The sequence below is a fragment of the Leisingera sp. S2M4 genome (assembly GCF_055398055.1).
Genome location: NZ_AP040861.1, coordinates 305,892 through 323,722 on the forward strand (window position 1 = coordinate 305,892; position 17,831 = coordinate 323,722).

The window sequence follows — 17,831 nt, forward strand, 5'->3', positions numbered from 1 at the left end:
CGCCACGGTTGCGGCCTAACGGTTCAGGCTCAATTGACTTTACCAAAGCCGCGCATGATGGTGCGACAAAACGAAAAAGCATATTTTGAGGTACAGGCAGATGAGGCGCTATTGGCTAGGGCTCGCGGCGGCGTCCGCGCTGTCGGCATGCGGCGGCGGCAATCCCTTCTTGGAGGATGACACCACCACGCCGGACCCGGACCCGGGTCTGCAGATCCCCGAGGAACTTGCCGGGGATGTGACAAGCGTCAGCTATGACCCGGTGAATGAAACCCTCACGATCTCTGGTGTAGAGCTGGTTTCGGGTCAGGACACGACCACATATGTGCGTAACGCAGCACTCGACCGCGCCGGATATGAGGCCTACACGTTCCAGCAGGACTCGCAAAAGGAACATGCCACGGCCTATGTCCGTCAAAGCGAGGGAGGCTATGCCACCGTCGTGATGACAGGTGGCCAATTCGGAACATTTCATGGTGGCACAAGCTACGGACGCGACAATTCTTTTTCCGCGCCCGATGTCACAGCACCTAACAACGGCCTTGTCAGCTATGCGGGAACCTATGTTGGCCTTCTGAACATCAATGGCGACACTGGAGACCTGATTCCGCCCAGTCCGGGTGCTGACCCCGATATTCTGCCGGGGCAAGCAGCTGAAGTCACCGGAAAAGCCTACATCAATGCCGATTTCGGGGGGCTTTCGGTCGAAGGCGGTGTCTACGACCGGACCATTACCGATCACACCGGCGTGACAGTCGAAAATCTGACACTCTATGAGGGCACCCTAGCCACGGACGGTTCCTTCACCGGCGACGTGCATGTCGATGGTGGTGGTGTCGGCAAGTACGGCGGTGTTTTTACCGGCACCGACGCCGCCGCCGTTGCAGGCACCCTGCACGCCACCGGCCATATCGAGGAACTGAACAACGGCACTGTCCCGATCGAGGAATTCGGCGTCTTCGTGCTGGATTCCTGCAATGGCCCCAATGCCGACCCGGCCTGTCCCTAACCCATGCTGAGGCCTGCAGCGGCAGCCCTGGCGCTGGCCCTTGCCCTGCCCCCCTCGGCCGCTCGCCTCGCTGCCGAGGAGGTCGAGCCACAGCTGCACCTGTCCCTTGAACAGGGGCAGGCGCTGGCGGCGCACGCGCTGCAAAACGGTGACCCGGCCCTGACCCTCAAACTCTCCCGGGCATTGCTGCAGGCGGACCGCAGGAACCACACGGCCTGGCATCTGCGCGCCGCCGCTTTTGCCCAGACCGGCCAACCCGCCAAGGGCCGCAAGGCTGCCGCCCGGGGCTTCCGCCATGCCCCCGATGACGCCAGCCGCTACCAGTTGGCACAGCTGGCCTCGCGACTGGCCTATCAAAGCGGCAGGCCCACGCTGTCGCAATACTGGCTGCGCCGCACCGCCACCTATGCGCCGGACGCCCGCGCCGAACAGCTGATCGCCCGCGACTACAAGACACTGCGCCGGATCAACCCCTGGTCCTTCCGCCTCAGCGGCGGAGTAAAACCTTCGAGCAACGTCAACAACGGCTCCGATGCGGCAACGCTGCAGGTCGACGGGCTGGGCTCGCATCAAAATCGGCTCGGCCCGCGCGCCATCGCGCTGTCGGGGCTGATCGGCACGCTGGATGCGGGCATCAGCCGCCGCCTGGCGCAGAACGCCAACAGCCAGACCATGCTCAGCGCGCGGCTGTACGTGCAGCGGGTGGCGCTGTCCTCCAGCGCCAAGGCTAAGGCGCAGGATGCCGCCGCGAGGACCCATACCACAGTGCCGCGCAACGCCGACTTTGGCTCCACCTACGGCGAGCTGACGCTGGCGCATGCCTTTCGCGCAGGCCCCGCCGACAGCGGCGGCAGCGCCCGCGTCGCGCTGACCGCGGCGACCTCCTGGTACGGCGGCGAGCGCAGCTATGATCTGGCCAAGCTCAGCGCCTCGCGCAGCTGGGTGCTGTCGCCGCAGATGCGCCTCACCCTCAGCGGCAGCGCCGAGCACCGGATTGCGCCGCAACGGTTGTCGCTGGATGCAAACGTGCTGGGACTGGGCGCCGCCCTCACCCGCGAGCTGGGCAACGGCGACCGCGTCGATGTCAGCCTTGGCCTGCGTGACACCCGCGCCAAAAGCAAATACTTCGCCAGCCAGACCACCACCCTGCGGCTCGGCTACGCCTTTGACGAACAGGTCGGCCCGGCCCGTGTCAGCACCGGCCTGATCCTCGGCAATTCCGCCTATCCCGATCAGGTGGTCTACACCGGCAGCGCATGGCAGCGGGTGCCGGGCGGGCGGACCGACAGATCCGCCTATGCCGACCTCAACCTGTTCTTTGCGGATTACGACTATGCCGGATTTGCGCCGCAGCTGCGCCTGCGCGCAGGCAGGCGGTTTTCGAATCTGAGCAAATACGACAGCAGCGAGTTTTCCGTCTCGCTGGGCATCCAGTCAAAATTCTGATCGCGCCCAGCCTTTGACTGGCCTTCGCCAACAGGGTGGGAAAAGTGCGCAGCGCAACCCAAACAGGAGAGCCTCATGCCCCTCAAGTATCTGCACACCATGGTCCGTGTGAAGGACCTGGAGAAATCCATGGCCTTTTATGAGCTCCTGGGCCTGAAGGAAATCCGCCGAAAGGACTCCGAAGAGGGACGCTTCAGCCTGATCTTCATGGCCGCCCCCGGCCAGGAGGAAACCCCGCTGGAGCTGACCTGGAACTGGGATGGCGACGACGGGCTTCCCAGCGACAGCCGCCATTTCGGCCACCTGGCCTACGGCGTGGACAACATCTACGAGACCTGCCAGCGCCTGATGGACAATGGCGTCACCATCAACCGCCCGCCGCGCGACGGTCACATGGCCTTTGTGCGCTCGCCCGACAACATCTCGATCGAGCTGTTGCAGAACGGCGACCGGCTCGAGCCCGCGGAACCCTGGGCCAGTATGGAAAACACCGGCCACTGGTAAGACGGCCACTGGCAGGACGGGCAAGACATGCCCACCCGCGTCGCCACGCAGGCGGCGCGCCCGAGGCCAGACATGACAATTTCCGCGCAGCCAGCACTGGCTGCCCGGATCAATCCGCGGCATCGGGGCCGACGCGTGTCACAAGTCACGGCCCGTATTTCTTCGTTTCGAAAGATGGGGGGAAAGGGCGGCCACTTCTGTGACCTTCAACCAAGGTTTCACAACCTGGTGCCTGACCCTTTTATCCCGTCCGGGACATGGTTTCCCCGCATGTCCCGATGCCGACTCGCGATGTTTCCCGCTTGTGTCGGCTGTCCTCTGCCTGCCAGGAGCAACCCGGCGCGGCAGTCAGTAGATATAGCGGATCTGATCCGACCAGTAACGCTCGACGCGTTTCAACGACGCGGTGATATCTTCGATCCCTTGCGAGGAGATAACATCCTTGCCTTCCAGCCCCTCGGCATGGCGGGCAAACAGCGCCGACACGATATCGCGAATCTCGCGACCACGCGGCGTCAGACGCACCCGCACCGAGCGACGGTCGATCTCGCAACGCTGATGGTGCATGTAGCCCATCTCGACCAGCTTCTTCAGGTTGTAGCTGACATTGCTGCCCTGGTAATAACCGCGGGTTTTCAGTTCCCCGGCCGTCACCTCGTTGTCACCGATGTTGAACAGCAGCAGCGCCTGGACCGCGTTGATCTCCAGCACACCGACGCGTTCGAATTCATCCTTGATGACATCCAGCAGCAGACGGTGGAGACGCTCGACAAGGGCCAGCGCCTCCAGATAACCAGTCATGAACCCTTTGCGGTCCGTCTGGTTGATTGGCAGTTCCATACTCATTCGCATCTCCGACTCGAATTTGCTCCTGAGTAAAGATGCCAACAATTTCCCAAAAATCGGTTAAGCCCGAATTTTATTATTTTTGGTAGGTTTGCGCGATCTCCCCCACCAGGTCACGGAACTGTTCAGGGGCGGCAACCTGCCCCGTAACCCATTGATACAAATCCTGATCATTCTCATGCAGCAGGGCTTCGTAGAGGTCCAGGCGCGGGTCTTCCATTTGCGCCAGATTTGCAGCGGCATACCCCGACAGCAGGATATCCATCTCCTTGATGCCCCGCCGCATGGAGCGCATGTGCAGGCGCTTCAGACGGATTTCGCGGGTCTCGCTCATTCTGCCACTCCCGCGGCGACTTCCCCGCCTGTCGAGGCGCTGGCGGCTTCGGCCGTCTGCAGCAGCGTGCGCAGTTTCTTTTCCAGCCGCGCCGCCCGCTCCGCATTGTTGCGCATCTCGCCGCGCAGCGCCCGAAGCTCGCGCAGGACGCCCGCGAAATCGCCCAGATCCACGTCGCCGCTGGCCGGTTCGGTCATGCCTTCGCCCTCGCCGGTCAAAAGCCAGGACATCGACACGTTCAGCACGCCCGCCATCATCGTCAGCTTGTTGGCCCGCGGCTCCGAAAGGTCCTGTTCCCAGCCCATCAGCGTCGCCTTCTTGATCCCCAGCCGCCGTGCCAGCTGCGCCTGCGTCATCCCGGCAGCCTCGCGTGCTGCGGCAACCCGGTCCCCGAATGTTGCCGCGTCCGGTCCGTACCAGTCAGTCTCCTGCGCTTCCATCGTCGGATCTCCTATTTGCTCGCTTGATCGCTGTTTAGCGGCACCCTATGACAGTTCTGCAGAACATACAAACCGGGGCCCGTTTCATGTCATTCCTGTCCGATACGCTGTCGCGCGTCAAACCCTCGCCGACCATTGCCATGACCGCCAAGGCGGCCGAGCTGAAGGCCGCCGGACGCGATGTCATCGGCCTGTCCGCAGGGGAACCGGATTTTGACACCCCGCAGAACATCAAGGACGCCGCCGTTGCCGCCATCGCCGCGGGCAAGACGAAATACACCGCCCCCGACGGCATCCCCGAGCTGAAGCAGGCGGTCTGCGCCAAAATGAAACGTGACCACGGGCTCGACTACACCCCGGCGCAGATCTCGGTCGGCACCGGCGGCAAGCAGACGCTCTACAACGCGCTTATGGCCACCCTCAACCCGGGCGACGAAGTGGTGATCCCGGCGCCCTACTGGGTCAGCTACCCCGACATGGTGCTGCTGGCGGGCGGCACCCCGGTGACGGTAGAAACCACGCTGGAAAACAGCTTCAAGCTGACGCCCGAGCAGCTGGACGCGGCGATCACCCCGAACACCAAGTGGTTCATCTTCAACTCCCCCTCCAACCCCACCGGCGCAGGCTACAGCTGGGCCGAACTGAAGGCGCTGACCGAGGTGCTGCTTCGCCACCCGCACGTCTGGGTGATGACCGACGACATGTATGAGCACCTCGCCTACGACGGCTTTGAATTCTGCACCCCGGCGCAGGTCGAACCAAAGCTCTACGAGCGCACCCTCACCTGCAACGGCGTCTCCAAGGCCTATGCTATGACTGGCTGGCGCATCGGCTATGCGGCTGGCCCGGAATCGCTGATCGCCGCCATGCGCAAGGTGCAGTCGCAATCCACCTCCAACCCCTGTTCGGTCAGCCAATGGGCTGCGGTGGAGGCCCTGAACGGCCCGCAGGATTTCCTCGCACCGAACAACGAAACCTTCGTGCGCCGTCGCAACCTGGTGGTCGAGATGCTGAACGCGATCGACGGCATCACCTGCCCGGTGCCGGAAGGCGCCTTCTATGTCTATCCCTCGATTGCCGGTCTGATCGGCAAGACCACCCCCGCGGGCAAGGTGATCGAAACCGACGAGGATTTCGCCACCGCCCTGCTCGAGGAGGCCGACGTCGCCGTGGTCTTTGGCGCGGCCTTCGGCCTGTCGCCGAATTTCCGGGTCAGCTACGCCACCTCGGATGCGGCGCTGAAAGAAGCCTGCACCCGCATTCAGGCCTTCTGCGCCAAGCTGAGCTGAAGGGGCCGCGAGTATGAGTTCCGACCTGCCGGAGTATTATTTCCGCGTCCGCGAAAACGGCGCCTTTGTCTTTCGCATCGACGGCGAAAACCGGCAGCGGCGGATCGAAATGGACCAGATCGCGGTCGTCAACATCCGCAACGGCGAGATCAAGCCGAATGGCCAGCGGGTGCTGTCCGACCGCGACCTCGAGGAGATCAAACGCTGGATGGCCGAGCGCAGCGCCACGCTGGCCGCGCGCGAACTCGACGACATCCACCGCGCCATCGACCATCTGAACCTCACCGCCCACTGGGCCAACAGCCGCGCCACCGATGCGCAGCTGGAGGAGGTCACCGACGCCCTGTTGCTGGCCATGCACGACCTGCGCAGCGTTCTGGTGCGCAAGAAGGCTGACCGGCTGATGAAGGCACAGGAGCCACGCGGGGACGACACGTAATAGGGCTGCGGCGTTACTCGGCAATGTCCTCAGCCCAGAGCTCGGGCTTTTCACGGATGAAGCGGGCCATCAGCGCGATGCAGTCCGGATCGTCGGCCACCACCACCTCCACGCCGCGGCTGCGCAGGAAGTCCTCGTTGCCGCCAAAGTTCTGGCTGTCGCCGATCACCACGCGCGGGATGCCAAACTGCACGATTGTGCCGCTGCACATCATGCAGGGCGACAACGATGTATAGAGAACCGTATCGCGGTAGCTGGCCTGCCGCCCCGCCTTTCGCAGCGCGTCCATCTCGCCGTGGGCGATGGGATCGCCCTTCTGCACCCGCTGATTGCGCCCCTGTGCCACCACCTGGCCGCCCCGTGCCAGGACCGAGCCGATCGGGCAGCCGCCCTCGTCGAACCCGGCACGGGCTTCCTCATAGGCGATGCGCAACAGGCGGCGGTCATCTTCGGTCATCATCGGCGGGCGCTTTCCGGTTGTGGGGACTTACCCCAGCCTGCCGACGCCTGCCGCAGCGGTCAAGCCATGGCGCTCAGGCGTTGGCGGTGCCGACGGTGCGGATGATCCGCCCCCAGAAGCGCCACATCAGGAACACGCCCGCCGTAGTCAGCCCGGCCACCAGCCCGACCCAGACGCCAACGCCGCCCCAGCCCAGCACAAAGCCCATCACGTAAGACGCCGGAATACCCACCGCCCAATAGCTGACCACCGCGATCACCAGCGGCACGGCGGTGTCCTGCACTCCGCGCAGCAGCCCCAGCGCCACCACCTGCATGCCATCCATCAGCTGGAACAGCGCCGCCATCGCCAAAAGGCCGACGCCGATCAGCACGATCTGCTCCTTCTGCGGATCGGCCGGGTCGAGGAACAGCGAGATCAGCCACTCTGGCAACAACAGGAAGGCCGCAACCCCCAGCACCGAAAACGCCAGCGACATCACCGTCACCACCTTGGCCCCCAATGCCATATGCGCCCGGTCGCCCCGGCCAAAGGCATTGCCCGCCCGGATGGTGGCCGCGTTGGACAGTCCCAGGTGCGCCATGAAGGCCAGCCCGCCCAGCGACACCGCGATCCCGTGCGCCGCCAGCGGCACCGTGCCCAGCCAACCCATCATCATCGCCGAGGCGGCAAACAGGCTGCTCTCGGCCACCGTGGTCAGCCCGATCGGCGCGCCCATGCGCAGAACCTTGCCCAGCATCTCCCAGTCCGGGCGCTGGAAATTCTTCAGCAGCTCATGCTCCGGCAACACCCGAAGCGCATAGGCCAACACCAGCACAAAGGACACCCCGTTGGTCACCACCGAGGCCAGCGCAGCCCCCGTCACCCCCAGCTCCGGCGCGCCCCAGTTGCCGAAGATCAGTGCATAGTTCACCAGCGCGTTCAGCACCGCGCCGAACACCGACATCCACAGAACGATCTGGGTGCGCTCCAGCGCCGCCAGGTAGGATTTCGCCACCATGTACAACAGCGCCGGAAAGATCGCCCAGCCGGCAATGCGCAGATACTCCGCCGCGTCATGCGCCACCTGCGGTTTCTGCCCCAGCAGCAGCAGGATCGGCTCCGACCACCACAAGAGCGGCATCGCCAACGCGCCATACAGCAGCGACAGCCACAGCCCCATGCGGGTCGAGCGGCGGATCTGGCGGTCTTCCCCGGCGCCGGCCGCCGCCGCCACCATCGGCATCACCGCAAAGGCAAAGCCGGATCCCAGCAGGAAGATCGAGAAGAAATAGGTCGAGCCCAGCGTCACCGCCGCCAGCGCCTCCACACCGTACCAGCCCAGCATCACCGTATCGGTGAGGCCGATGGCAAACTGCGCCACATGGCCGCCGATCAAAGGCAGCCCCAGAACCGCGATCGCGCGCGCATGGCCGCGCGCGCTCATGACCATTGCTTTGTTATCCGTCTTGTTCATGCGCCAGCATTAGGCCCGGTCACGCGTTCCGGCAAGAGCAGAGTTTCCTTTCCCGCGCACAGCCTTATGGTGGTAGACTGCACAGCCACGCCCGCGCAGGAGCCCGCCATCATGCCCGCCTCGAAATCCGACCCGTTTGCCCCGCTGATCCCCGACGCCCGCGCCTTCCTGGCTGAACTGACAGAAAACAACACGCGCGACTGGTTCAATGCCCATAAATCCCGCTACGAGGCGCAGCTGCGCACCCCCGCGCTGCGCCTCGTGGACGAGGTCGCCCAGGCAATCAGTCGGCGCACGGGCGCCAAGGTGACGGGCAAGCTGTTCCGCCCCCAGCGCGACATCCGCTTCTCCAAGGACAAGACCCCCTACAAGACACATCTGCATATGCTCTGGTCGATCGAGGACGCCGACGCCGACACCAGCTGCGCGCTGTTTTTCGGGATCGATCCCGCGCGCTGCACCACTGGCGGTGGCATCATGGGCTTCAGCCCCGCGCAGATCACCCGCTGGCGGGCTGCCGTGGACGGGGCGACGGGGGACGAAGCCGCGGCGTTGGTGGACATTCTGGCCCTCAAGGGTTTTGCCACCCGCCCGGCCGAGCTGAAACGCACCCCTGCGCCCTATGGCAAAGCGCATCCGCATGGCGACCTGCTGCGCCGCAAATCGCTGACCTTCTGGCATGATCTGTCCCGCGCCGAACAGGCCGCGCCAATGGCGGCGGTGATGTCCACACAGCTGACGCTCGCGCCGGCCTTCGCTCTGCTGGGGGACGCCCTCCGGGGCTGAGGGCCTAGAGCGCGCGCAGCATGATCTGGATGGCCAGGATGGCCACCACCGCCCCCGCCAGGATCTCGAGCATTGCGGCGGCCCGCAGGGCACCGCGTCCCTGCAACTGCGCCAGCGCGCCCCGACGCAAGGTCACTGCCGCAACGGCCACGGCAACCGTCACCGTGGCAGTGCCCAGCCCCATGACGAACACCCCGGCAACCCCCGCCCACAAGACGCCCATGCGCCAGGTCAGCAGCAGCAGGAACACCGCGCCGGTACAGGGGCGCAGCGCCACCGCGCCCACCACCGCCAGCGCATCGCGCAGCGAGGTGACATTGGCCGCTTCCTCCAGCGTCGGCCCGTGCCGGTGCCCGCAGGAGGCACAAACGCCATCGTGATGGTCATGCGCCTGCGCCCCATGGGTGTGCCCATGGTCGTGATCATGCACGTGCCCGTGGACCTGATCATGATCGTGATGATGATGGTGATGGTGATCCGCAGGGTCATGGGAATGGGTGGCCTGTCCCTGCCCGGCCGTGGCCAGCGCCAGTCCGGGCCCCGTGCTGGCCAGCAGCCGCCGCAGCCCGCGCGCCAGCAGCCACAGACCAACCAGCGCGATCAGCGCGTAGGACAGCGGCGCCAGCACCTGTTCGGCCATGTCGGTCAGCTGCTCGCGTCCCCAGTCGAGCGCCAGCAACCCGCCCGCAACAAGGATCACCGCGGTCGCCGCCTGCGCCAGCGACGAGGCCACCGCCAGGGCCGCCAGCCGCATCAACGGCACCCGTCGCCCCATGCCATAGCCGCCGATCACCAGCTTGCCATGCCCCGGCCCCGCCGCATGAAAGAACCCGTAGGCAAAACACAGGGACAAGAGCGCCGCCAACGCCCCCGGCTCACCGCCGCGCAGCGCGCGCAGCCCCCGCGCCATCGCGTTCTGCGCCTGCCGCTGACCCTCTGCGGCCCAGCTCGCCACGTCCTGCGCGCCGCCCAGGCCCCACAGCCAGACCGCCAGCGCCACGACGCCCAGCGCCGCCAGTGTCAGCGCATACCGCATCCTCAGCCCTCACACCGCAGCCGAACCACATCGGCGAATTTCTCTCCGACCTTGGGAAACTCCAACTCCGCCTCCTGCGTCGGCATCGCATAAAGCAGCTCTTCCACTTGGGAATAGGCCGCATTCAGATCCGGCGGCGTCACCTCGCCCTGGCATCCGCCCGTCACCTCAAGCCCGAGGTTCAGCGTGTACGCCGTGTAGAACGTCGGATCGTAAACCTTCATCACCACCCCGTCAGCCGCCACCGGCTGTGCCAGCGCGCGGCGATGGCGGGTGGTGATCCGGCCGTCCTCGACCTCGGTCGACAGGTGCTCCGGGTCCCCCAGCGCCAGCGCCTCCCCCTCCCGGTCGAGATAGGTATCGCCCTCGAAATCAGGCAACCAGGCCAGGTCAAACCCCTGCAGCTGCGCCAGTTCGGCCTCGGTCAGCTTGCCGTCATAGTCGCTGTCCAACCCACGGTCCTCCAGCACCAGCAGCGAGTAGAACTCATCATAGGCCCAAGTGACCTCCACCGCTTCCAGGGTGCCGGACTCGCTGACGATCACCTTTACGGCGGTGTCCACGAAGATATGCGGGTGTGCCGCAGCAGCAGCCGGCAACAGCGCGGCGCCCAACAGCAATCGACAGATTTTTTTCATGACCCAAGATCTACGCCCATGGCCCCGACGCTGCAACCGCGACGACGGTAGCGGTGGCGCCGCTCCGCCCATCGTCAAGGCACCGCAAAATTATCCGCGGGGATCACCCCAAATAAAGTTGACTTTAATAGTCGGAATACCTATGCCAAACGGCGGAGCCAGCAAGACCGTCCAGCACGCATCCCTCCCTGTATGCATGAACGGACCTGGACCATGGCCCCCTCCCTACGCCCCCACCTTCCCCTGACCGCCGCCCTGCTGCTTGGCACCTGCCTGGCCGCCCCCGCATGGGCCGAGGACCGCCCGCTGCTGCTGGACGAGATCATCGTCTCCAGCGACCGCGCGGGCGGCACGCCGCTGGATATTCCGGCCAATGTCACCGTCATCGACGAAACCGAACTGGAACGTCGTGGTGTGCAGGACCTGGAAGATCTCCTGCGCACGGTGCCGGGCGTGGATATCGCGCGCCAGACCTCGGCAACGGATCCGTTCAACACCATCGGCGGCGTGACCATCCGCGGCGTCGGCGGCAACCGGGTGGCGCTGCAGGTCGATGGCGCACGGGTGGCGGAGCGGATCACTGACGGCACCCGCGACTACTTCGACTTTTCCTTCACCAAACAGGCCGAGGTGGTGCGTGGACCTGCCTCGGTGAAATGGGGTGCCGATGCGCTGGGAGGCCTGCTGGCGGTGGAAACCCTGGACCCCGAAGACCTGCTGCAGGGACAGGACCGCGCAGGCCGGGCCAAGGCGTCCCATGACAGTCTCAACCGCGGCACCGAGGCCGAGGCGATCTTTGCCCAGCGCTTCAACGACCGGCTCAGCTTCCTGCTGGGGGCAAAGCGCAGCCAAGCACAGGAGATCGAAAAGTCCAACGCCCGCGCCGATGGCGGCCTTTACGGCTGTCCGCGCAACCTCAGCCACGGCGCCACCCACTGCGGTGAGCTGGACCCCACCGACACCGCCACCAGCCGCGCCCTGGCCAAGCTGGTCTGGACCCCCAACGCCCGACACCGGCTGGAATTCAGCGCCGACCATCTGGACCGGCAAACGGATGTAACGCAGAAACAGGATCTCGGCCCGGTCTACTCCAGCTTCTCGGGCGCGCCGACGGGCGAGGTGATCCACAGCCGCGACCGCCACCTCGACCTGTCGCGCCAGCGGTTCGGGCTCGAGCACCGATGGACCCCGGCGCAGGGCTGGCTGGACGAAGTCAAGACAACGCTTGCCTATGTGCCCCACAGCTACGAAAGTCTCAGCCACAAATCCACTACCTCCGCCGCGGGCGACAGCCTGCGCACGACGGATATCCTGACGTACTCCGAGGACTTCCACGAACTCGACATTCAGGCCACCAAGACCTTCACGACCGGAGACATCGACCATCACCTGGTCTTCGGCTTCGATGGCGATTACGCGCAAACCGACTACCAGCGGATTTCGCGGGTCCGCAACCTGACCACCGGCACCACGACCGAGACCCGCGCGGGTGGCTTCAACTTTGCCAACGCCGAGACGACCCGCGCCGACCTCTATGCCGAAAACCGGATGCGCTTTGCCGGTGGCCGCTTCGAGCTGACGCCCGGGCTGCGCTTTGCCACCTACCGGATCGAGCCCAAGCCCGACGCCGACTACCAGGTGGTGCCGGGCGCGGAGCCCGTCACGCGCAAGGACAGCGAGCTGCTGGCCAGCCTCGGGGCGCAGTTCCACATCGACGACCGCTATTCGGTCTGGGCCAAATACGGCGAAGGCTTCAAGATGCCCACCGCCCAGCAGCTGTTCCAGTCGCTGGATTCCACCTTCTTTGATCTGGTGCCCGCACCGGGCCTGCGCCCCGAAAGCGTCAAGAGCTACGAGGTCGGCCTGCGTTACCAAGGCGCACGCGGCTACACCGCGGTGAACCTGTTCCAGTCCGACTACGACGATTTCATCCAGAGCTTCTACAACATCCCCGGCACCAGCCAGTACACCTACCGCAACCTCTCCGAAGTTTCGATCTGGGGGATCGAGATGTCCGGCGCCTGGGATCTGAACGACCGCAGCTGGCTGACCTATGCCGCCGCCTGGCAGAAAGGCACCCAGCGGACCAGTGCCAGCGCCGCCGAAACCCCGCATGACCTTGCGCCGCTGACCGCCACCCTGACCTATGGCTACGCGCTGCCGCAGTATGACCTGACGCTCGAGGCCGTCGCCACTGTGGCCGCGCGGGTCAAGGAAACCGCCGATCCCGACGGTTTCAAACCGGCAGGCTACGCGCTCTTGGACTTCTACGGCAAATGGCAGGTTGCGCCCAACGCCTCGCTGAACGTCGGCGTGCAGAACGTCTTTGACAAACGTTACTTCACCGCCGACGCCATTGGCCGCAGCACCGCCCCCTCGGAGGCGGTGGCCCGGTCCAACCCGCTGGAGCTGATGACCGGTGCAGGCCGCAGCTTCCAAGTCAGCCTGAACCTGGACTTCTGATGCGGGCGCTGTTCGGCAGACTCTACCGCCTGACGCGGCTTGCGGCCTCGGGGCCGCAGGCGTGGCAGGGGCTGGTGCTCTATGCCACGGTGCTCGGCCTCGGCTTTGTCGGGGTCTGGACCAGCGTCCTGATGATCGCCTGGAACAAACGCTTCTATGACGCGGTGGAGCAGCTGGACCTGGCCACCACCCTGCGCGAGCTGGCGGTGTTCTTTGCCATCACCGGGCTGCAGGTGGTGCTGTTCATCGTCGGCGACTACCTGCGCAAGCGGCTGCTCCTGCGCTGGCGCGCGCAGCTGACCGAGCGCGCCCTCTCCGCCTGGACCAGCACCCGCGCCTATTGGCACCTGCGCCCCGGTCTGTCGCCGCAGGCGATCGACAACCCCGACCAGCGCGTCGCCGAGGACTGCCGCCAGTTCGTCGACAAGCTGCTGCTGCTGTCGCTGGACCTGATCGAGAACTGCGTCTCCATCGTCAGCTACCTGGTGGTGCTCTGGGGGCTGACCGGCTTCGAGCTGACGGTGCCCGTCTTCGGCACCGAACTGGCCCTGCCGCACTACCTTGTCTGGCTCGCCTTCGTCTATGTCGGCATCTCCAGCGGCATCACCCATCTGATGGGCCGCCAGCTCAAGCCGCTGTTTTTCCGCCAGGAACGGCAGGAGGCCGACTTCCGCCACGCGCTGGTGCAGCTGCGCGACAACGCACCCGAGATCGCCCAGTCCGGCGGCGAGGACGCCGAGCTGCGCCGCCTCGGCCAGCGGTTTCAGGGCATCCGCCGCAACTGGCTGGCGCTGATCCGCCGCGAAGCAGTCCTCAACATCTTTCACCGGCCCTATTTCCAGACCGTGCTGCGGGTGCCGATGTTCTTCTCACTGCCCGCCTATTTCGCAGGCTTCGTCACCTTCGGCGGCATGATGCAGCTGGCCGGCGCCTTCGGCCGGGTGACCCAGACCCTCAGCTGGTTCATCTTCAACTACAGGGCCATTGCCGAAATCGCCGCCATCGCCGAACGCCTGGATGAGCTGTTCGCCAGCACCCGCGCCCCTGCGCCGATGCCCGGTGTGCCCCGCGCCATCCGCCGCGCGCCCGCCCCGGACGACGCGCTGCACGTGCGCGGGCTGGCCCTGTTCACCCCGCAGGGCCGCGCTCTCGACCCGGTCCCGGATGCCACCATCCGGCCCGGCGCATCGGTCTGGATCAGCGGCCCCTCCGGCACCGGCAAGACCACGCTGCTGGCCGCCCTCTCCGGTCTCTGGACCTATGGCGAGGGCGAGATCCTGACACCGCCTGCGGGCCTGATGTTCCTGCCCCAGAAACCCTATCTGTTGCCCGACGGGCTGGCCGCGGCCGCATGCTACCCCAGCGATCCGGCAGGCTTTGCCCCCGCCCGCCTGCGCGCGGTGCTGCAGGAGATCGGCCTCGGCCACCGGCTGGAGATGCTGGATCAGCCCGGTCCCGCCGCACTCGAGGGGCTGTCAATGGGAGAGCGCCAGCGGCTGGCGCTCGCCCGCGTGCTGCTGAACCGCCCCGCCTGGGTGGTGCTGGACGAGGCCACCAGCGCACTCGACAGCGCCAGCGAGACCCGCCTGCTGGCCCTGATCCGCCGCGCGCTGCCCCGGGCCGCGATCCTGTGCGTGGCCCACCACGAACCCCGCGGGCTGGCCCCCTTCGACCGCTGGCAGATCGGCCCCGCAACCCCGGATGAAAGACAAATCGCATGACAGACACACGATCCTTCCCCGCAGGCGACGCCGCAGAGCGCGGCCGCTGGACCCTCGGCGGTGCCGAACCGAATGCACTTCTGGCACGGCTGACGCAGATGGACCGGGTGATGCTGGCAATCCGGCAGGACGGGCTGCTGCATGAGCGTCTGGGCCGGATCCGCGAGGTGCGCCTTGATGGCGGCCACGTCGTGCTCGGCGGCACCGATCCGGTTGCCCGCATCCCGCAGGGCCTGCTGGCGGCGGTGCGTCTGGATGTCAGCGCCGAGATGCGCGGCAAGCTCTATCCCCGGCTGGAGTTCCTCGACCGCGACGGCACCCATGTGTTCTCCGTCACCGGGCTGGAGGGCGCAGCCCCCTTCCTTTCCCCCCTCGCCACGCTGAACCGCACGCCGCTGCCGCCGCCCAGCGTCGAGGATCCGGTGGACACGCCCGATGATCCCACCGATCAGGACCCCGCCCTGCAGCTTCTGGGCCGGTTCCAGCGTGCTTCGCAGCCGCTGCGCATCACCGCCCGCCAGCACGGAATCCGCCAGAGCTGGCAGGGTGTCATCGACCGGTTGATGCCGATGGGCGGCCATGTGAACATCATCACCAAACCCTTTCACTTGCACCTGCGCGCGGGCCTGATCGCCGCCTGGGACAGCACGAAAGGCCACCATGTCGCGCTTGATGCACAGGCACGGCCCCTCGGACTGGAGATTACCGAAACATGACCCCCGGCACCTGGTTCACCCCCGGCACGCAGACCCTGCTCAGCCATCAGGAGGTGCTCGCCCGCGCCGCGCGCCAACAGGCAGTGCTGCTGGGCGAAAGCCACGACAGGGCGGAAAACCACCGCTGGCAGATGCACGTCTGCGCGGGCCTTTTGGCGCATCGCCCGGATCTGGTGCTCGGCTTCGAGATGTTCCCGGCCCGGCTGAACCCGGTGCTGGCCGACTGGGTCGGCGGCACACTCAGCGAGGCGGAGTTTCTGGAGCGCGCCGAGTGGAGCACCGTCTGGGGCTTTGATGCCGAGCTTTACATGCCGATCTTCCGCTTTGCCCGCGATTTCGGGATCGGGATGATCGGCCTCAACTGCCGCCGCGCGCTGGTCACCGAGGTCGGCCGCGACGGCTGGGAAAACATCCCCGAGAACGCCCGCGAAGGGCTGAGCCCGGCCGTGCCCGCAACCGCCGCCTATCGCCAGTACCTGTTCGACATCACCGGCGGCCGGCGCGAAGGCCGCGCGGCGCAATCCGCCGATGATCCCGCCTTTGACCGCTTCGTGCGCGCGCAGCAGACATGGGACCGCGCCTTTGCCTGCCGCATCGCCGAACGGGCGGCCGCGCCGGACGCGCCGCTGGTGGTCGGCATCATCGGCCGCGGCCACCTGGAGTTCCGCGGCGGCACCCCGTTCCAGCTCGACCACCTAGGCGTTGCGCAGACGATGGTGCTGCTGCCGCATGCGCGGGGGGACAGCCACCATGCCGGGCAGGCCGACGCCATGTGCGTGATGCCCGACAGCCCGGACCAGCCCGCCTCAGCGGGCTAGGCCCCCGCCCGCTCGTCGGCCTCTCGCGCGACCGCGGCGATGGCGGCGCGCACGTCCGACGCGCGGCTGCGATGGTTGGTGATCGCCGCCCGCAACAGCACCCGGCCATCCACGCGGGTGGTGGAGAACACGGCCTCGCCGCTTTCCTGCAGCACCTGCGCAATCTCCGCATTCAACCGGGACTGCGCATCCGGCGGCAGGTCCGCCCGGGCGGTGAAAACGCAGACATTCGACACCACCGGCGCCGCCAGGGCCATCCCTGGCTGCGCCGCGACCTCTGCCGCCATCAAGGCCGCCAGGTCGCAGTTTCCGGTAATCGCCTCCGAGAACGCCGCCTCGCCATAGGTCTCCAGCGCCGTCCAGACCTTCAGCGCCCGGTTGCCACGGGAAAGGTCTATGCCGTAGTCGCAGAACCACGGCTCGCCCCCCGCCAACCCGCGCTCCGCGCCCTCCAGATAGGAGGGCCGCGCGGCAAACGCCGCCCGGTGCTCGGCCTCGTTGCCGATCAAGGCCATGCCGCAGTCATAGCCGACGTACATCCACTTGTGGAAATCCAGCGCGATGCTGTCGGCCCGGCCGATGCCGTCACTCAGCGACCGGTAGGGTTCTGCCGCGATCCGGGTCCAGGCGCCGAACGCTCCGTCCACATGCAGCCACAGGCCCAGTTCGGCGGCCGCGTCGGCCAGGGCGTTCAGATCGTCAAACAGCCCCAGGTCCACCGACCCGGCGGTGCCCACCACCAGGAACGGCAGCGCCCCGGCAGCACGATCCTGCGCCACCATCTCCGCCAGCGCGGCGCAATTCATCTTGCCATCGACCAGCGGCACCTTGCGCAGGTTGTCCGAGCCAATGCCCAGCAGCTCCACCGCCTTCAGCGTGGCATTGTGCACGCCCTCACCCGCATAGGCCGTCAGCCGCACATCGCCCAGCCCCCGCTTGCGCAGATCCGGCAAGGCCCGCAGCCGCGCCGCCTGGAAGGCAATCACCGTCGCCTGCGAGGTGCCGGTCACCAGCAATCCGCTAGTCCCTTCCGGCATCCCCATCTTGCGGCGGGTCCAGTCCACCACCGCGCGCTCCATGTAGTTCGCCCCGTGGTCGCGCCCGCCCATGTTGGCATTGACCGCTGCCGCCGCGACCGACGCGATCAGGTCCGAGGCCAGCCCCGAGCCCTGCACCCAGCCCCAGAACCGCGGATGGGTATTGCCGCCATGATAGGGCAGCACATCGGCGATAATCCGGTCCACGGTCTCTTGCGGCCCGCGCGCCTCGGCCTGCACCGCATAGCGCGCATCGATGTCATCCGGCACCGGCTGCCAGGGGCGCTCCGCCGCCTGCTGCATTTGGTCCAGCGCCGCCTCCAGCATCCGCTGCGCCTCGGCCCGGAAGGTCTCCCAATCCTGCGTCTTGATTCCCTGATCCGCCATCCCCGC

The 17,831-nt window shown here is 66.4% G+C and carries 18 protein-coding genes; 10 read left to right on the top strand and 8 right to left on the bottom strand.

Features of this window, described 5'->3' with window-relative positions; all coding sequences use genetic code 11:
* The first annotated feature begins 100 nt into the window (after positions 1–100).
* The 3 genes from ACZ52D_RS01565 (at position 101) to ACZ52D_RS01575 (ending at position 2,959) form a co-directional block, all read left to right on the top strand.
* Entirely contained in the window at positions 101–1,009 is a 909-nt protein-coding gene (locus ACZ52D_RS01565) for a thymidylate synthase (protein WP_464442325.1), read from the top strand.
* A 3-nt stretch (positions 1,010–1,012) separates the two neighbouring features.
* A complete protein-coding gene (locus ACZ52D_RS01570; protein ID WP_464442326.1) occupies positions 1,013–2,455 on the top strand; it encodes a surface lipoprotein assembly modifier in 1,443 nt (480 codons plus the stop codon).
* A gap of 75 nt (positions 2,456–2,530) precedes the next feature.
* The gene (locus tag ACZ52D_RS01575; protein WP_369927627.1) at positions 2,531–2,959 is read left to right on the top strand and encodes a VOC family protein; all 429 of its coding nucleotides are present in this window, start codon (positions 2,531–2,533) and stop codon (positions 2,957–2,959) included.
* A 348-nt stretch (positions 2,960–3,307) separates the two neighbouring features.
* Here ACZ52D_RS01575 and ACZ52D_RS01580 read toward each other — a convergent pair whose 3' ends face one another.
* From ACZ52D_RS01580 to ACZ52D_RS01590, 3 genes are all read right to left on the bottom strand, one after another.
* Entirely contained in the window at positions 3,308–3,805 is a 498-nt protein-coding gene (locus tag ACZ52D_RS01580; protein ID WP_222453912.1) for a MarR family winged helix-turn-helix transcriptional regulator, read from the bottom strand.
* 76 nt (positions 3,806–3,881) lie between these two features.
* Entirely contained in the window at positions 3,882–4,139 is a 258-nt protein-coding gene (locus ACZ52D_RS01585; protein WP_222453913.1) for a succinate dehydrogenase assembly factor 2, read from the bottom strand.
* Complete coding sequence (locus ACZ52D_RS01590) at positions 4,136–4,579, bottom strand: helix-turn-helix domain-containing protein (protein WP_464442327.1); 444 nt, start codon at positions 4,577–4,579, stop codon at positions 4,136–4,138. Before ACZ52D_RS01590 ends, ACZ52D_RS01585 begins: the two co-directional genes overlap by 4 nt.
* 86 nt (positions 4,580–4,665) lie before the next feature.
* On the opposite strand from ACZ52D_RS01590, the gene ACZ52D_RS01595 reads away from it, so the two are divergent.
* Complete coding sequence (locus ACZ52D_RS01595) at positions 4,666–5,868, top strand: pyridoxal phosphate-dependent aminotransferase (RefSeq protein ID WP_464442328.1); 1,203 nt, start codon at positions 4,666–4,668, stop codon at positions 5,866–5,868.
* Positions 5,869–5,881: 13 nt separating this feature from the next.
* Positions 5,882–6,307 carry a hypothetical protein gene (locus tag ACZ52D_RS01600; RefSeq protein WP_464442329.1) on the top strand — a complete coding sequence of 142 codons (426 nt, stop codon included), beginning with the start codon at positions 5,882–5,884 and terminating at the stop codon, positions 6,305–6,307.
* Positions 6,308–6,320: 13 nt separating this feature from the next.
* Here the strand turns inward: ACZ52D_RS01600 and ACZ52D_RS01605 are convergent, their stop codons facing one another.
* Together ACZ52D_RS01605 and ACZ52D_RS01610 are read right to left on the bottom strand one after the other, a co-directional pair.
* Positions 6,321–6,764, bottom strand: a complete 444-nt coding sequence (locus tag ACZ52D_RS01605) for a nucleoside deaminase (protein WP_464442330.1) — start codon at positions 6,762–6,764, stop codon at positions 6,321–6,323.
* Positions 6,765–6,840: 76 nt separating this feature from the next.
* Positions 6,841–8,223, bottom strand: a complete 1,383-nt coding sequence (locus ACZ52D_RS01610; protein WP_464442331.1) for an MATE family efflux transporter — start codon at positions 8,221–8,223, stop codon at positions 6,841–6,843.
* A 111-nt stretch (positions 8,224–8,334) separates the two neighbouring features.
* Between ACZ52D_RS01610 and ACZ52D_RS01615 the strand changes: the two genes are divergently transcribed.
* Positions 8,335–9,009 (top strand): TIGR02453 family protein, encoded by a 675-nt coding sequence (locus ACZ52D_RS01615; protein ID WP_464442332.1) that lies wholly within the window; start codon positions 8,335–8,337, stop codon positions 9,007–9,009.
* Positions 9,010–9,013: 4 nt separating this feature from the next.
* On the opposite strand, the gene ACZ52D_RS01620 is transcribed toward ACZ52D_RS01615, so the two are convergent.
* The gene (locus ACZ52D_RS01620; RefSeq protein WP_464442333.1) at positions 9,014–10,045 is read right to left on the bottom strand and encodes a nickel/cobalt transporter; all 1,032 of its coding nucleotides are present in this window, start codon (positions 10,043–10,045) and stop codon (positions 9,014–9,016) included.
* Positions 10,046–10,047: 2 nt separating this feature from the next.
* A complete protein-coding gene (locus ACZ52D_RS01625) occupies positions 10,048–10,683 on the bottom strand; it encodes a DUF1007 family protein (protein ID WP_464442334.1) in 636 nt (211 codons plus the stop codon).
* Positions 10,684–10,896: 213 nt separating this feature from the next.
* On the opposite strand from ACZ52D_RS01625, the gene ACZ52D_RS01630 reads away from it, so the two are divergent.
* The 4 genes from ACZ52D_RS01630 to ACZ52D_RS01645 are packed head-to-tail and all read left to right on the top strand — an operon-like array spanning position 10,897 to position 16,401.
* Entirely contained in the window at positions 10,897–13,146 is a 2,250-nt protein-coding gene (locus ACZ52D_RS01630; protein WP_464442335.1) for a TonB-dependent hemoglobin/transferrin/lactoferrin family receptor, read from the top strand.
* Entirely contained in the window at positions 13,146–14,867 is a 1,722-nt protein-coding gene (locus ACZ52D_RS01635; protein WP_464442336.1) for an ABC transporter ATP-binding protein/permease, read from the top strand. The genes ACZ52D_RS01630 and ACZ52D_RS01635 overlap by 1 nt, the downstream gene beginning before the upstream one ends.
* Entirely contained in the window at positions 14,864–15,583 is a 720-nt protein-coding gene (locus ACZ52D_RS01640) for a ChuX/HutX family heme-like substrate-binding protein (RefSeq protein ID WP_464442337.1), read from the top strand. Before ACZ52D_RS01635 ends, ACZ52D_RS01640 begins: the two co-directional genes overlap by 4 nt.
* Positions 15,580–16,401, top strand: a complete 822-nt coding sequence (locus tag ACZ52D_RS01645; protein ID WP_464442338.1) for a ChaN family lipoprotein — start codon at positions 15,580–15,582, stop codon at positions 16,399–16,401. Before ACZ52D_RS01640 ends, ACZ52D_RS01645 begins: the two co-directional genes overlap by 4 nt.
* On the opposite strand, the gene ACZ52D_RS01650 is transcribed toward ACZ52D_RS01645, so the two are convergent.
* Complete coding sequence (locus tag ACZ52D_RS01650; RefSeq protein WP_464442339.1) at positions 16,398–17,825, bottom strand: pyridoxal phosphate-dependent decarboxylase family protein; 1,428 nt, start codon at positions 17,823–17,825, stop codon at positions 16,398–16,400. The genes ACZ52D_RS01645 and ACZ52D_RS01650 overlap by 4 nt on opposite strands.
* Positions 17,826–17,831 lie beyond the last annotated feature (6 nt).

What these genes read in the sequence shown, in the direction of transcription:
- ACZ52D_RS01640 (WP_464442337.1), top strand. Translation starts at nt 14,864, where the DNA reads ATGACAGACACACGATCCTTCCCCGCAGGCGACGCCGCAGAGCGCGGC.
- ACZ52D_RS01585 (WP_222453913.1), bottom strand. Translation starts at nt 4,139, where the DNA reads ATGAGCGAGACCCGCGAAATCCGTCTGAAGCGCCTGCACATGCGCTCC.
- ACZ52D_RS01635 (WP_464442336.1), top strand. Translation starts at nt 13,146, where the DNA reads ATGCGGGCGCTGTTCGGCAGACTCTACCGCCTGACGCGGCTTGCGGCC.
- ACZ52D_RS01570 (WP_464442326.1), top strand. Translation starts at nt 1,013, where the DNA reads ATGCTGAGGCCTGCAGCGGCAGCCCTGGCGCTGGCCCTTGCCCTGCCC.
- ACZ52D_RS01620 (WP_464442333.1), bottom strand. Translation starts at nt 10,045, where the DNA reads ATGCGGTATGCGCTGACACTGGCGGCGCTGGGCGTCGTGGCGCTGGCG.
- ACZ52D_RS01605 (WP_464442330.1), bottom strand. Translation starts at nt 6,764, where the DNA reads ATGACCGAAGATGACCGCCGCCTGTTGCGCATCGCCTATGAGGAAGCC.
- ACZ52D_RS01610 (WP_464442331.1), bottom strand. Translation starts at nt 8,223, where the DNA reads ATGAACAAGACGGATAACAAAGCAATGGTCATGAGCGCGCGCGGCCAT.
- ACZ52D_RS01595 (WP_464442328.1), top strand. Translation starts at nt 4,666, where the DNA reads ATGTCATTCCTGTCCGATACGCTGTCGCGCGTCAAACCCTCGCCGACC.
- ACZ52D_RS01575 (WP_369927627.1), top strand. Translation starts at nt 2,531, where the DNA reads ATGCCCCTCAAGTATCTGCACACCATGGTCCGTGTGAAGGACCTGGAG.
- ACZ52D_RS01615 (WP_464442332.1), top strand. Translation starts at nt 8,335, where the DNA reads ATGCCCGCCTCGAAATCCGACCCGTTTGCCCCGCTGATCCCCGACGCC.
- ACZ52D_RS01630 (WP_464442335.1), top strand. Translation starts at nt 10,897, where the DNA reads ATGGCCCCCTCCCTACGCCCCCACCTTCCCCTGACCGCCGCCCTGCTG.
- ACZ52D_RS01590 (WP_464442327.1), bottom strand. Translation starts at nt 4,579, where the DNA reads ATGGAAGCGCAGGAGACTGACTGGTACGGACCGGACGCGGCAACATTC.
- ACZ52D_RS01650 (WP_464442339.1), bottom strand. Translation starts at nt 17,825, where the DNA reads ATGGCGGATCAGGGAATCAAGACGCAGGATTGGGAGACCTTCCGGGCC.
- ACZ52D_RS01565 (WP_464442325.1), top strand. Translation starts at nt 101, where the DNA reads ATGAGGCGCTATTGGCTAGGGCTCGCGGCGGCGTCCGCGCTGTCGGCA.
- ACZ52D_RS01625 (WP_464442334.1), bottom strand. Translation starts at nt 10,683, where the DNA reads ATGAAAAAAATCTGTCGATTGCTGTTGGGCGCCGCGCTGTTGCCGGCT.
- ACZ52D_RS01580 (WP_222453912.1), bottom strand. Translation starts at nt 3,805, where the DNA reads ATGAGTATGGAACTGCCAATCAACCAGACGGACCGCAAAGGGTTCATG.
- ACZ52D_RS01645 (WP_464442338.1), top strand. Translation starts at nt 15,580, where the DNA reads ATGACCCCCGGCACCTGGTTCACCCCCGGCACGCAGACCCTGCTCAGC.
- ACZ52D_RS01600 (WP_464442329.1), top strand. Translation starts at nt 5,882, where the DNA reads ATGAGTTCCGACCTGCCGGAGTATTATTTCCGCGTCCGCGAAAACGGC.